The sequence below is a fragment of the Paraburkholderia ginsengisoli NBRC 100965 genome (genome assembly GCF_000739735.1).
GTDB lineage: Bacteria > Pseudomonadota > Gammaproteobacteria > Burkholderiales > Burkholderiaceae > Paraburkholderia > Paraburkholderia ginsengisoli.
Genome location: NZ_BBJF01000004.1, coordinates 170,344 through 183,050 on the forward strand (window position 1 = coordinate 170,344; position 12,707 = coordinate 183,050).

Below are 12,707 nucleotides of genomic sequence, written 5' to 3' on the forward strand. Positions count from 1 at the left end.
ATTATCGCTGGGGACGAATTTTTCATCGAAACTGCCATTTCGCGAAATGCCTCACACTTGGCCACCATGTCATTTGAAGTTTTGGTGCGGCCGGATGCGAGGAAATCGAGCCGAACTATTTTCTGGTGAATGGACAGGCGAGGCGATTCTTTGACGAAAGCGCGGTACGCCTGCTCTTTGCGGATGGCTGGAACACGATCGCCTTAGAGCACATCAAGACCGACAAATACCAGAAACCCAAGGCCGCTTGGGAAGTCGTTCTTGAGCGGCGGCAGTGATCCGTTGCCAAACGGGTCTCTAGCGTTCTGAGCTCGTTCTATGTATCTCGGCGGAAAATGATGGGTAAGGATCTTGCGTTAGCCGCACGTCCCGCCTAACGTTACCTAGCCATCAGTCGCTACTGCCGCGTGAGCATCAGATCCAGGTTCTGGATCGCAGCGCCGGATGCACCTTTGCCAAGATTGTCGAAAACGGCGGACAGCAGGACTTGCCCGCTTTCCTCGTTGTGGAAAACATTGAGATGCATGTCATTGGTACCGTTTAGTACTTGCGGATCCAGGTAGGTCAGGATGCTCGGTTCTTTGTGCGGCAAGACCCGTACGTGGCTCGCCTCAGCATAGTGGCGCGCGAGGCAGGCGTGTAACGTAGTGCCGTTGACATCGGGTGCGAGCAGCCGCAACTCCAGCGGCACCGTCACCAGAATGCCCTGACGAAACGCACCTATCGCAGGGACGAAGATCGGCCGCTGCGCGAGTTGCGCGTACATCTGAGATTTCACGTACAGCAGGAATTTGTTAATTTCCTGATTGTACGGAGGTTTGAATGTCAGAGAAGCTAGTGCCCAAGCGGCAATACACGGACGAGTTTAAGGTCGAGGCCATTAGTCTTGCCGAATCAGTTGGGCAGCACGAAGCCGCGCGTAGGCTCGGAGTCCCCGTGGCAACTTTGGGCAATTGGAGTCGGCGCAGCCGCAGTGCTAAAAACTGAGACCCGCCCGCTGACCATTCTTTGTAGGTTTGGCCGGTTTTGACGGTTCTTGCTTTGCCAAACACGGCACGCTATTCTGGCGTGCGTTTATTAGACGAATTTATTCTAAGGAGTATGGGTATGCCGAAATGTGTAGATTGCGGAAATTCGTTGAGCTCAACTGCAAAAACGTGCGGTAATCCTCAATGCTATTCATCCGATCCCTTTGGAAAAGATCGACGTAGCAAAAAGATATCGAAATTATTGGGTGTTCTGGTAATTATTTTGGCTGTGGGATTTTATATTTACCAATACGGACTAACCAATCCGCTGGACATACTCCGGCATCCATTTCAGATCCGATAAATATCAATAGGAATGACTCCCATGCAATCATCGAATGCAAGTGGATCGCCGGATCGGATACGCATTTGTGTCGTGAGTAGATTGTCGAAGGCGTCGATAGATTCGCCAGTGGCAAGTACGGTGAGAATCATGCCGTCCGCTTCATGGTAGGTTATGTGCTCTCCGGCACGTCTGCGGCGTGCTGTGAGCGGCGTCAATGCATACCTGTCGATGTTCGATGAAGAATCAATGCTGCCCGAATATGTCGTTTCGCAAAATCACGCGCAGCATCCATGAAGCCGCCCGCGATGAGGCTCGACGCATCGCGGCAACCTCCGGATACAAACAGTCGCGCCGACAGCGAAAGAAGGTGGAAACGCTCTTCGCTCACCTCAAGCGCATCCTCAAACTTGGTCGCTTGCGACTGCGTGGTCCAAGCGGTGCTCATGATGAATTTCTGATGGCAGCAACTGCGCAAAATCTGCGAAGAATGGCCAAGTGGCTCACGCCTGAAGGTAAGCAGGCAAACCAGGCAGCTACATGACGAGAAACGGGGGGTGTCGCATGTTGCAAGACCGCCGCCTCGCGGAACTCTCCAACTCGAAACTTACTGCCAAAGCCAGGGACCCAAACCAAAACGCGACTTTTCCAAATGTGACGGACGTCCCCATCCCGAGGCGACGTTGAGTCGCGCGGCATCGAGTGCCAGGATTGAGATGTCAGCCGTCAATCTGAACAGGAGGGGAAGTCATGAACCAGCTTACTACCGTTGGTATCGACATGGCAAAGGATGTCTTTGCGGTCTGTGTTCTAGATGTGACGGGTGCGGTCATCGAGCGACGCGTGTTGCGACGCGATGCGTTTATAAAGTGGGCTGAACGACTTTCCCCCTGTCGCATTGCAATGGAGGCCTGTGGCTCGGCCCATCACTGGGGCCGGTGGTTTTCAGCACGCGGTCACACTGCTTGCCTGTAAGCACGAGACCAATACCGTCTGTGAACGCTCGATGACGAGTGCCATGATGTCAGGCGAAGGACACGAATGACCGGTAGTGTCCACGATAGGAGTTGTGGACAGAGTGACTCAGACAGTTGAAATTCCGCCGAAACGGCAAACTCGCCGACATCCCACGGAATGGAAGCGGACCATCGTCGCGCTGACATTCGAGCCCGGCGCGTCGGTCGCCCGTGTTGCTCGCGAGAACGGCATCAATGCTAATCAGGTGTGGGCATGGCGCCGCCTCTATGCGCAAGGCCTGCTAACGCATGATGCGGTTCCAGAGGCGATGTTGCCGGTTGTCGTCAACGAACCGTCTCAGCCGTCGATGGCGCTCGAAGTGCCGACTGCGATCGACGTACCGTCCGGCTCGATCCAGATTCAGCATGGCAAGACGTCGATTCGCATCGAAGGTGCGCCGGACCCTGCCGTGCTGCGTTCAGTTCTCGATCGCATTTTACGATGATCGGTCTGCCTCAAAACACCAGGATCTGGATCGCGGCGGGCGTCACAGATATGCGATGCGGCTTCAATTCGTTGGCCGCGAAGGTACAGACGGTGCTGGAGAAAGATCCGTTCTTATGTGACGGCGCCAGTTATGTTTCGGGTGAGCCTATCGAGGCAGCAGGGCATCTGAATCCTCCGGCATTTCCGTCACATAATGTTTGGGCGTCAAATCCCTCTTGACGCGCTGATTTTCCGGCGTCTGTCATAGGAGGGAATGATCATGTTGGAGCTCTATTACCAGTACCCTCGAGTGCTAAATCGCTTACGCGCAGGCACGCTCGGGGGCGAGATGGACCGCATCGCCGCCAGGTTTTCGGAGACAGGTTACAAGCCCGCCTCGGCCAAGGTCTACCTCGCCCACATCGCGCAATTTGACCGATTCTTGAGTCTGGCCGGATGCAAGGACCCATACTCGATCAGTTCGGATCTGGTCGAACGCTTTCTCGATCGTTGCATAAATCGGCGCCAACGCCTCAGCTCGCAAACGGCGATACGCCACCTGCTGCAAGTTGTTAATGGATCGTCGATCAATCATCGCGCGGAACCGCAGTGTGGGGACTCAGGGCTCGTACGCGAATACGGTCGGTACCTACAGGACGTCCGTGGTTTGCGCATCAAGACGTGTGAGGGACTGATGCTCGCTGCGCGTCGCATCCTTAAGTGGTACGACGATCAGAATGCGGGCGAACCCTTATCGGCGATGACAGCCGAGACCGTCATTTCTCTCGTTGGCCATTTGCTCTCCGCCAGTGGCAGTTACTGCACTCGCTCTGGTTCCGTCAGCGACCTGCGCTCGTTCCTTCGGTTTATGAACTGGCAAGGTCTCGTCAGCGAGGATCTGTCCAGATTCGTCCCACGCGTGCCTTGCTGGAGGATGACACATTTGCCGCCGCGCCTGTCTTGGGATGACGTTAACCGCATCGTTGACGGAGTCGGCATCAATGATCCGGCGGCTCTGCGTGATCGCGCACTGCTATTGCTACTTGCAACAACAGGATTGCGAAGTCGCGAACTACGAGCCCTTGAATTACGCGATATCCATTGGAGAACTGGCGAAGTCATGATCCGCTCGAACAAGGGACGCCGCGATCGGCTCGTCCCATTGTCCTCGGCAGCGGGCGATGCGCTGGCGACCTACATTCTCTCTGGCAGGCCCTCGACGCATTTTACGCAGGTCTTCCTGTGCCACTATCCGCCAGTAAGACCCATCACACATAGCTCAACGCTCGCGGCGATTGTTCGCCGTCGACTCGAACGTTGCGATCTACATTTCCCGAAGGCCGGCGCACATCTTTTACGCCACAGCCTGGCCACGCAACTGGTAAAGCAACGACGTCCGATCAAGGAAGTAGCCGACCTCCTCGGGCATCGCAACATCGACACGACAGCGATCTATGTGAAGGTGGCGTTGCCACAGCTTGCGACCGTTGCACTGCCTTTTCCGGGGAGTGAATCATGAACGACTTTGCACGAACCCTCAACTTAAGGGTGCAAGACTATATCGAGCTTCGTCAATCGCTTGGGTACGTTTTTCGCAAACAGGCGGGAACTCTGCGTGCGTTTTCGACGTATGTACAGCACCACGATGAGCCGGGACCTCTCAACCGGGATCTTGCGTTGGGGTTCGTCCTGTCCGAGCATGGAGGTAGCAACTTCCATGTCCGTCGTTACGGGGTCCTTCGGCACTTTGCAGAGTATCTGGCCATTTATGACTGCCGGACCGAATCACTGGACCGTCGCGCGTTTCCAAGGAGCAGGGCTGTTGCGCCCGCGAGGATCCTCTCCGATGCAGAATTGGTAGCGCTCATCAAAGCGACGGCATCGCTTTCGAGGCTCGGCGCGTTGCGCGCACAGACGATGGAAACGCTGGTTGGTCTATTGGCCAGCACGGGACTACGGTCTGGCGAAGCGCTCCGTCTCGATCGCACCGACGTTGACCTGAACGACGGGGTGCTGCTTGTGCGGAGAACGAAGTTCCGTAAAGACCGGATCGTACCAGTTCATACCACGACGCTCGCAGCCTTGCGAACCTACGGGTGCGAGCGCGACAGAGTCTTCTTTGATCAATGCGATGAATCATTCTTCGTTGGCCCTCAGGGTTGCCGGCTGTCAACGGCAACGTTCCATGCTGACTTTCGACGTATCTGTCGGATCGCCGGACTGGACGACGGTTCAGCCAGCGCACCTCGACCGCATGATTTACGACATCGCTTCGCTGTCAAGCGCCTTGCGGAGTGGCACCGCCAGAACGCAGATGTACAAGGCGTCCTGCCACTGCTTGCAACATACCTTGGGCATGTACGCTATTCAGACACCGCCTACTATGTAACCGGCACTGCAGAATTGCTTGAACTTGCATCGAAACGCGCGTTCAACGGCGCGGGAGGTGTGTGATGAGCGATCGTATTTTGCTTGCGCAATTGCTGGAATCATTCTTCCGGCAGCGTCTCAATGCACAGAGGAATGCAAGCCCCGCAACAATAGCCAGCTATCGTGACGCTTTGCGGCTGCTAATACTGTTCGCTTCCGGTCGGTCAGGACGCAAGCCATGTCAGTTGCACGTGAGCGACATGGACAGGGACGTTGTCCTCCTGTTTCTTGATCACCTCGAACGTGATCGCGGTAACTGTGTCCAGACGCGAAACGCGAGACTGATAGCAATTCGATCATTCTTCCATCATGTCGCCGCAAACGATCCCGAGTCAATCGGCGTGGCTCAGCGTGTTCTTGCGATTCCCGTGAAGCGGTCTGACGTATCGGTCACCAACTATCTGACGCGAAACGAAGTGAAGGCGCTGGTTGAAGCTCCAGATCTTCATACATCACTAGGTCGACGTGATCGAGCGTTGATTCTGTTTCTTGCACGCACTGGCGCTCGCGTTTCGGAAGCGCTCGACGTCGATGCCATCGATCTGCGACTTGAGCGCCCCGGCCGGCAGGTTCTGCTTCATGGAAAGGGGCGGAAACAGCGTCTTGTTCCTCTGAGTGACGATCTGGCGACCAACCTGACTGAGCTTTTACGCGAACATGACATTGGACGCCGTGATCCAGTCCCTCTGTTTACGGATATCCATGGCCGTCGGCTTACGCGATTCGGAGCGATTCACGTTGTGAAGCGCGCAGCTGCAATCGCTGCCTCGACTCACCCGAAACTCTCCTGCAAGCAGATTTCCCCGCATGTGCTGAGACACTCACTGGCAATGGCCCTTTTGCAGTCTGGTGTCGATCTGCTCACCATTCAGGCGTGGCTTGGGCATGCGCAAGTCGCGACAACTCATCGATATGCCGAAGCAGACGTAGAGATGATGCGAGCCGGCCTGGATAGGGCAGGCATCTTTCCTACAACCGGTGCTCGTTTCAAGCCGAAGGACGCGGTACTACGATTGCTTGAGCGGGTGTGATTGTTATGTGGCGTTGAATGCATCCGCCGGTCGTGGAACACGACCCTCATCGCATTTCCCGCCACATATTCTTACGCGTCACATAAGAACGGTTGTACTAAACCGCTGGCGCGGTAGTGGGAGATGGGCAGAGGTCTATGGCTGACGTTTCATGAAGAGGGTTGCCTGGCGCTGGATCCCGGCGAGGTGGTGAGCGGTGTCGCCACGAGCAGTATGTGAACGCCCGGTTGGGCATTCCACCCACTGCTTCCATGAGGCTCGCCATGACGCCACTGCGCCAACGCATGTTGCACGACATGCAGATCCGCAACCTTGCTGTCAACACGCAGAAGACCTATCTCCTGCAGGTTTCCAGTTTCGCCCGGTACTTCCGGCGCTCACCCGAGGTGCTCGGCCCCGAAGAGATCCGTACCTGGATCATCTACCTGACCAACGAACGCAAGCTCACGCCAGCCAGTGTGCAGCTGGCCGTAGGCGCGCTGCGCTTCCTCTACCGCATCACGCTCAGGCGGGACTGGTGCGACGAGGACTTTCCGCTGCCCAAACGGCCCGTGAAGCTGCCCGTCATCCTGAGCTTCGAGGAAGTCACGCGTTTCTTCGAGTCGATTCCCAGCCTGAAGCAGCGCGCGATCCTGATGACAGCGTATGCGGCCGGCCTGCGTGTCTCGGAAGTCGTCCATCTGAAGGTCACCGATATCGACAGCCAGCGGATGATGATCCGTGTCCGCCAGGGTAAAAACCGTAAGGATCGCTATGTAATGCTCTCGCCGCGTCTGCTCGAGATCCTGCGACTGTACTGGCAGGACGCCCACCCCGAGGGAATGGCTCTTTCCAGGCAGCATTCCGGGGCGGCCCATCAGCCGCCATGCCGTGGGCGACGCATGCCAGCTTGCACGTGAGCGCAGCGGCATCACGAAACCCGTGACACCCCATTCCTTGAGGCACGCGTTCGCCACGCATCTGCTGGAAACCGGTGCCGATGTACGCAGGATCCAGCTGCTCATGGGACATCGCAGCATGGCGACCACGGCACGATACCTCAAGCTGGCGACAAGCACCGTGTGCGCCACCACCAGTCCCTTCGACCTGCTGCCGCATCCCGCACCCGTTCCACCCCAGCCGCCTGCGCCCGAGTACTTCTGAAGCCAGCGATGCGACCGGCGCTCGAGGTGGCGGACATCTTCCGCCGCTGCGGCCCTCACTACCGGCAGACCCATGCCGACGCCCTCGGTCTGGCCCAGCGGCGCGCGATGAGCGCCATCGAGCTGTGCCGCACCGCCGCGCTCGGCGGTCATGTCGAGCAGTGCGATGCCTGCGGCCATCAGCGCATTGCCTACGACTCGTGCCGCCATCGCTGCTGTCCGAAGTGCCAGTCGCTCGCCCGCGCGCAATGGCTCGAGCGCCGGCAGGCCGAACTGCTTCCTGAGGTTGAGTACTTCCATGTCGTCTTCACGCTGCCCGAACCCATCGCGGCACTCGCGTACCAGAACAGGAAGACCCTCTACGATCTGCTGTTCCGCACCAGCGCCGCGACGCTGCGCACCATCGCCGCCGATCCGAAACACCTGGGTGCGGAGATCGGCTTCCTCTCGGTCCTGCATACGTGGGGGCAGAACCTGCTGCACCATCCGCACGTGCATTGCATCGTACCGGGCGGCGGCATCGCTCCGGACGGCGAACGCTGGATCGCCTGCCGGCCGGGCTTCTTTCTGCCCGTGCGGGTGCTCTCCCGGCTCTTCCGGCGGCTCTTTCTCGACCAGCTGCGCCGCGCGTTCGACGCCGGCGCGCTGCGCTTCCATGGCCAGCTCGAGCCGTTGCGTGAGCCGCGAGCGTTCGCCGCCTGGCTCGCGCCCGCTGCTCACGCGGAGTGGGTCGTCTACGCCAAACCACCGTTTGGCGGCGCCGCCCAGGTGCTCGATTACCTGGGCCGCTACACGCATCGCGTCGCCATCTCGAATAACCGGTTGCTGCGCTTTGATGGTGACTCGGTCCTGTTCGAGTGGAAGGATTACCGTCACGAAGCCCGCCACAGGACCATGACGCTCACGGCCGACGAGTTCATTCGCCGCTTCCTGCTGCACGTGCTGCCCGCCGGCTTCAAGCGCATCCGCAACTACGGGTGGCTCGCTAACTGTCATCGGGCAGAACGACTTGCCATCTGCCGGCGGCTGCTCGGCGTCGAGCCGCCCGCCGCTGCGTCACCCACCATCGGGGAAGACTACCGTGACCATTACCAGCGGCTCACTGGCAGATCACTGCGCGATTGCCCCGTGTGCGGCAACGGCCACATGGTCCGTATCGAAGGCGCGCTGCCTGAAGACACGCCTGGCGTCCTGCCGCGCGCTCCACCTGACCCGAGCCATGTGCACTGACCGCCAACACCACCACTCACGCACACGTTGGTCTTCACCCATGCGGCCAACGCGAACCCACTCGCGCCCTGGCGTCGTCGCACCATCAGAATGCCGCGAAACTCTGTATTCCCTGCCTATCGACGTCCGTATTCCCGCTGCGCTCGCACAACGGGCCCGGACGACCACCGGGTTCCGGCATGCGCCGACCGTGCGCCGGGCATCACAAATCACCGCGACGATCATTCAACGCCCATAAACGCCGGCGCCTGCGGAGCGGTTTAGCACAAACATTTTTTTGATTACCGATCGCGGACTGGCCCCGACCGGCCTGGTCCCGCGTCAGTAGCCGCGATCGCCAACCAAAAAAATCTCTGCTTTATGTGACATGTCACATAACCGTTCTCCGGACACGTGTTTGTGTTCCGGGGCAAGCGAGGTGACTTGCTGAAGTGTTTGTATTGGAGCGATGGCGGCCTATGTTTATTGGCGAAGCGGCTCGAGAAGGGGCGTTTCGCGTGGCCGCGTGCTGACGCCGGCGTGATCGCGCTAACAACCGCCCAACTGTCGCTCTTGCTCGAGGGTTTCGATTGGCGACAGCCGGTCGAAGCCGCGCGCCCACGCAGCGCGCTGTAAACCATTGTTAACTGGCGTTCGCGTGATCGTGGGCAGTCGTAAACTGTCCTCATGGAATCGACCTCGACCGCGCTGCCCGACGACATCGACGCTTTGAAAGCGTTGCTGCTTGAGCGCGACGCCCAAGTCGCCGACCTGCGGCAGCAGCTCTCGTCACGGGCGCTTGAGATCGAGCATCTGAAACTCACGATCGCGAAACTGCGTCGCATGCAGTTCGGCCGGAAATCGGAGAAGCTGGATCGCCAGATCGAACAGCTCGAATTGCGGCTGGAAGACCTGCAGGCCGACGAAGGCGCCGCCGATGTGGCGATCGCTCCCGAGGCGAAGCGGTCACGCCGCGAGGTTGCGAGCCGCAAGCCGTTGCCCGATCACCTTGAACGCGAAGAGCGCGTCCATCTGCCTACCGGTGACGACTGCCCCGATTGCGGTGGGCGTCTCAAGCCGTTGGGCGAAGACGTCGCGGAGCAACTCGAGTACGTACGGGCGCACTTCCGCGTGATCCGTCACCGCCGTCCGAAGCTGGCCTGCGCGTGCTGCGATCGCATCGTGCAGGCGGCGGCACCGAGCCGACCGATCGACCACGGCATCCCGGGCCCGGCGCTGCTCGCCCACATCGCCGTGTCGAAGTTCGCTTACCACATCCCATTGCACCGCCAGGCAGTCATGTATGCGCGCGACGGCGTCGAGATCGACCCCGGCACCATGGGCTACTGGATGGGCAGCATCGCGGGTCTGCTTGCACCGCTGGTCGACGCCGTGCGCCACTACGCGCTGGCCGGCGGCAAGGTTCACGGGGACGATACGCCGCTGCCGGTGCTGGCGCCAGGCAACGGTCGCACGAAGACGGGACGTCTGTGGGTCTACGTGCGTGACGATCGGCCGAGCGCTTCCGAAGAGCCGGCAGCAGTCTGGTTCGCCTATACACCCGATCGACGTGGTGAGCATCCTCAACAGCATCTCGCACACTTCGCTGGCGTATTGCAGGCCGACGCGTTCGCTGGCTATGCCGAACTGTATCTCGACGGCCTCGTCCAGGAAGCTGCCTGCATGGCGCACGCGCGCCGCAAGATCCATGATCTGCACGCGGTGCGTCCCAACGCCGTGACAGAGGAAGCGCTGCGCCGGATCGGCGCACTCTACAAGATCGAAGAGCAGATCCGCGGCAAGCCACCTGACGAACGACGTAGCGTGCGCCAGGCGCGAGCGGTGCCGCTGCTCGACGACATGAAGCGGTGGTTCGAAGCGACGCTTGCCACGCTCTCTGCAAAATCTGACACGACCAAGGCGATTCGGTACGCGCTGAATCGCTGGCCGGCACTCGTCTACTACTGCAGCGATGGGCGTGCGGAGATCGACAACCTGATCGCCGAGCGGGCGCTGCGCGGCGTCGCTCTCGGACGGCGGAACTATCTGTTCGCCGGCGCCGACTCCGGCGGAGAACGTGCCGCCGCGATGTACAGCCTGATCGGCACGGCACGCCTGAACGGCCTCGATCCCGAGGCGTACCTCGCCTACGTGCTCGAGCGCATCGCCGACCATCCGGCCAACCGCGTCGACGAACTGCTCCCGTGGAACGTGGCGCCCTCGCTGCCGGCTACTGCTCGCGTCGAGCCTATCCGGTAGCGTCGCGAATCTCTGCCGTCAACGACTTGCGCTACGGTACTGCTCGGGTGCTTACGCTTGCCTCATCGCGGCCGAGTTCGTCAAACCGTTCAGGCTCGGCGGCAAGAACGATGCGGCCGATGCCGAGGCGATCGCCATCGCGGCCCGCCAGCCAACCATGCAGTCTCGCGTCGTCGACCAGACCAGGCCATGCGGCAAGAAGCCGGTCCGCAGAGCGCGCGATCACCACGCCAAATTCAGCGAGCAGCCCGCGTGTCCGGTTCAGCAATGCCGTGCGCTCTTCCTGCCAGCCTGCTCGCACACTGTGCCAAGCAAGAATCGCCTGCTGCTCGACAGACTTGATTGCAACGAACCGTGGATCAGACAGCTTCACGAACGCGAGGGCTACGACAAGACGCTGATCGCGATCGCCAATAAACACGCCCAAATGCTGTGGGCGATGCTCGCAAAAGGCGAGCGCTACGCATGCTGAGGCGTGGCAGCGTCACCCCATGAATGCACCTTTACGACCTGCACCGACATTACCCGATCACTTTGAAACTCAACTACTGCTTGACGCGATAGCAAAACCAGGTTGGACCGAACGGGAGAAGAACCCGACGATTCTGTTGGCGACTCAAAAGCGCATGCCGGTTCACCTCCATGCCTGATCGCCGGTTTTCAAATAGGGCTCTCCTGTGCGGCTTATATCGTGGGCCGCCCATTGCAGGCGGCCTACGTGCGTGGGGTCAGCACGCAACGCTGACTGCAACGTACTTCGTGCACCCTGAACAAGCAGCGTTCGTAGATATACGTTGCCGCGCAAGCTGATGTGCCCCAGTCGTGTCCTGCCGCCCGAACTGTGCTGTCGTGGCGTCAGGCCGAGCCAGGCACCAAATTGCCGCCCATTGCGGAAAACCTTTGCGTCAGGGACCGCAGCGGCCAGCGCACTTGCCGTCACAGGGCCGACGCCAAGGAGTTCGCTGGCACGCCGTGCGACGTCACTGCTGCGAGCCTGAGTGGCAATCTGCCTGTCGCAGCCGGCAAGCCGCGCATTCGGCGCGACCAGTGTAAAACAGCGGTGGAAGAAAGCGGAGAACTGTTATGGCCGAACAATCGACCGGGCCACCGGCGTCTGAGCCGCGCAATGGATGACATCCACAAACAACCGAGCTCGACTCTCGGGGGAAGTCCTTGCAAACAGAATCGGCCATATGAAGACGGACGGAACGCTCGACCGGAACTGGCTAAGAGGTACGCTCGGCGACGCGATGTACGCGGTGCTGTGCGGCGCCGGTCACAACCTGCGGATGATCCTAAGGAAACTGCGGCTTTTTTGCGCCTTGTTTCTTGTCGCGATGTTCCTTACTGTTGATCAGATACCGCCCGTCGTCTAACGCCGACGACGAACAAAACGCTCTGTTCAGGACCGACTACAAAGTGCCGCTGACACCGGGAGAGTTCTTTCCCGAACTTGCAAAATTCTTTCTCCATTTCGCCGCTGCCCCTTATCCGCGCGCCGCGCCGGTACTTCGTGTGCTCGCCACAGAATGCTGGACCAGATCTGCACGACTTGATTGCCAACCCGGTGACGCTGAAGCAGCATTTTTTAGCTGACTGGGTGGCTGGCAAGACTGGCATGAAAAGCCTGGTAGGTGGCCTGACTCCAGAGGTCCGGACGGTGATGGACCCGTTCGATTTCGCACGGATCGAGAAGTGCCTGGTGCGCAATCTGCTCGCGGGGCACCCGATCGATTATGCCACTCACTGGAAGGTCTCCCATTTCGCAGTTGAACGCGCGGGCGACCCGACGAAGCCATTGGTTTCGACAGGCGAGCTTGATCTACGTCGAAAGAGCTTGTCGCGGTGACCGACAAACAGTGCACTGCACAGCCGGCTGCGC

Annotated in this window: 10 protein-coding genes and 8 pseudogenes; 14 read left to right on the forward strand and 4 right to left on the reverse strand. The window is 59.5% G+C overall.

Annotation, left to right across the window (positions count from 1 at the left end):
* Positions 1–397 precede the first annotated feature (397 nt).
* Positions 398–769, reverse strand: a pseudogene (locus tag BGI01S_RS04870) (N-acetyl-gamma-glutamyl-phosphate reductase); the annotation flags it as partial.
* Positions 770–822: 53 nt separating this feature from the next.
* Between BGI01S_RS04870 and BGI01S_RS29305 the strand changes: the two are divergent.
* Positions 823–972 (forward strand): annotated as a pseudogene (locus BGI01S_RS29305) (transposase); the annotation flags it as partial.
* Between the two features lie 347 nt (positions 973–1,319).
* Here BGI01S_RS29305 and BGI01S_RS30745 read toward each other — a convergent pair.
* Positions 1,320–1,463: a hypothetical protein gene (locus tag BGI01S_RS30745; protein WP_174447382.1), complete on the reverse strand. Its 144-nt coding sequence runs from the start codon at positions 1,461–1,463 to the stop codon at positions 1,320–1,322.
* Positions 1,464–1,543: 80 nt separating this feature from the next.
* Between BGI01S_RS30745 and BGI01S_RS29315 the strand changes: the two are divergent.
* The 11 genes and pseudogenes from BGI01S_RS29315 to tnpC all read left to right on the forward strand — a co-directional run.
* Positions 1,544–1,855 (forward strand): annotated as a pseudogene (locus BGI01S_RS29315) (transposase); the annotation flags it as partial.
* Positions 1,856–2,061: 206 nt separating this feature from the next.
* Positions 2,062–2,283: pseudogene (locus BGI01S_RS30065) on the forward strand (IS110 family transposase); the annotation flags it as partial.
* Positions 2,284–2,362: 79 nt separating this feature from the next.
* The gene (gene tnpA, locus BGI01S_RS04875; RefSeq protein WP_084585266.1) at positions 2,363–2,773 is read left to right on the forward strand and encodes an IS66-like element accessory protein TnpA; all 411 of its coding nucleotides are present in this window, start codon (positions 2,363–2,365) and stop codon (positions 2,771–2,773) included.
* Complete coding sequence (gene tnpB / locus BGI01S_RS31345) at positions 2,770–2,994, forward strand: IS66 family insertion sequence element accessory protein TnpB (protein ID WP_084585267.1); 225 nt, start codon at positions 2,770–2,772, stop codon at positions 2,992–2,994. The genes tnpA and tnpB (BGI01S_RS31345) overlap by 4 nt, the downstream gene beginning before the upstream one ends.
* 40 nt (positions 2,995–3,034) lie before the next feature.
* On the forward strand, positions 3,035–4,273 hold the full coding sequence (locus BGI01S_RS29330; RefSeq protein WP_084585306.1) for a tyrosine-type recombinase/integrase: 1,239 nt from the start codon (positions 3,035–3,037) through the stop codon (positions 4,271–4,273).
* Entirely contained in the window at positions 4,270–5,208 is a 939-nt protein-coding gene (locus BGI01S_RS29335; protein WP_084585268.1) for a tyrosine-type recombinase/integrase, read from the forward strand. Before BGI01S_RS29330 ends, BGI01S_RS29335 begins: the two co-directional genes overlap by 4 nt.
* Entirely contained in the window at positions 5,208–6,215 is a 1,008-nt protein-coding gene (locus BGI01S_RS29340) for a tyrosine-type recombinase/integrase (protein WP_084585269.1), read from the forward strand. Before BGI01S_RS29335 ends, BGI01S_RS29340 begins: the two co-directional genes overlap by 1 nt.
* Positions 6,216–6,511: 296 nt before the next feature.
* Positions 6,512–7,358: pseudogene (locus BGI01S_RS04890) on the forward strand (tyrosine-type recombinase/integrase).
* Positions 7,359–7,366: 8 nt separating this feature from the next.
* Positions 7,367–8,587 carry an IS91 family transposase gene (locus BGI01S_RS04895; RefSeq protein WP_042322906.1) on the forward strand — a complete coding sequence of 407 codons (1,221 nt, stop codon included), beginning with the start codon at positions 7,367–7,369 and terminating at the stop codon, positions 8,585–8,587.
* Between the two features lie 390 nt (positions 8,588–8,977).
* Positions 8,978–9,202: pseudogene (gene tnpB, locus BGI01S_RS31350) on the forward strand (IS66 family insertion sequence element accessory protein TnpB); the annotation flags it as partial.
* Positions 9,203–9,253: 51 nt separating this feature from the next.
* Positions 9,254–10,825, forward strand: coding sequence for an IS66 family transposase (gene tnpC / locus BGI01S_RS04905; protein WP_042322907.1), 1,572 nt, complete (start codon positions 9,254–9,256; stop codon positions 10,823–10,825).
* 31 nt (positions 10,826–10,856) lie between these two features.
* On the opposite strand, the gene BGI01S_RS31355 is transcribed toward tnpC, so the two are convergent.
* Positions 10,857–11,246: a hypothetical protein gene (locus BGI01S_RS31355; RefSeq protein WP_174447384.1), complete on the reverse strand. Its 390-nt coding sequence runs from the start codon at positions 11,244–11,246 to the stop codon at positions 10,857–10,859.
* 213 nt (positions 11,247–11,459) lie between these two features.
* Positions 11,460–11,780, reverse strand: a pseudogene (locus tag BGI01S_RS31360) (transposase); the annotation flags it as partial.
* Positions 11,781–12,009: 229 nt separating this feature from the next.
* Here BGI01S_RS31360 and BGI01S_RS04915 point away from each other — a divergent pair.
* Both BGI01S_RS04915 and BGI01S_RS04920 read left to right on the forward strand, forming a co-directional pair.
* Positions 12,010–12,201 (forward strand): annotated as a pseudogene (locus BGI01S_RS04915) (IS5/IS1182 family transposase); the annotation flags it as partial.
* Positions 12,202–12,278: 77 nt separating this feature from the next.
* Complete coding sequence (locus BGI01S_RS04920) at positions 12,279–12,674, forward strand: hypothetical protein (protein WP_157004119.1); 396 nt, start codon at positions 12,279–12,281, stop codon at positions 12,672–12,674.
* Positions 12,675–12,707 lie beyond the last annotated feature (33 nt).

Coding starts and splice junctions, on each gene's coding strand:
- BGI01S_RS30745 (WP_174447382.1), bottom strand. CDS start 1,463: ATGATTCTCACCGTACTTGCCACTGGCGAATCTATCGACGCCTTCGAC.
- tnpB (WP_084585267.1), top strand. CDS start 2,770: ATGATCGGTCTGCCTCAAAACACCAGGATCTGGATCGCGGCGGGCGTC.
- BGI01S_RS29330 (WP_084585306.1), top strand. CDS start 3,035: ATGTTGGAGCTCTATTACCAGTACCCTCGAGTGCTAAATCGCTTACGC.
- BGI01S_RS29335 (WP_084585268.1), top strand. CDS start 4,270: ATGAACGACTTTGCACGAACCCTCAACTTAAGGGTGCAAGACTATATC.
- BGI01S_RS29340 (WP_084585269.1), top strand. CDS start 5,208: ATGAGCGATCGTATTTTGCTTGCGCAATTGCTGGAATCATTCTTCCGG.
- BGI01S_RS04895 (WP_042322906.1), top strand. CDS start 7,367: ATGCGACCGGCGCTCGAGGTGGCGGACATCTTCCGCCGCTGCGGCCCT.
- tnpC (WP_042322907.1), top strand. CDS start 9,254: ATGGAATCGACCTCGACCGCGCTGCCCGACGACATCGACGCTTTGAAA.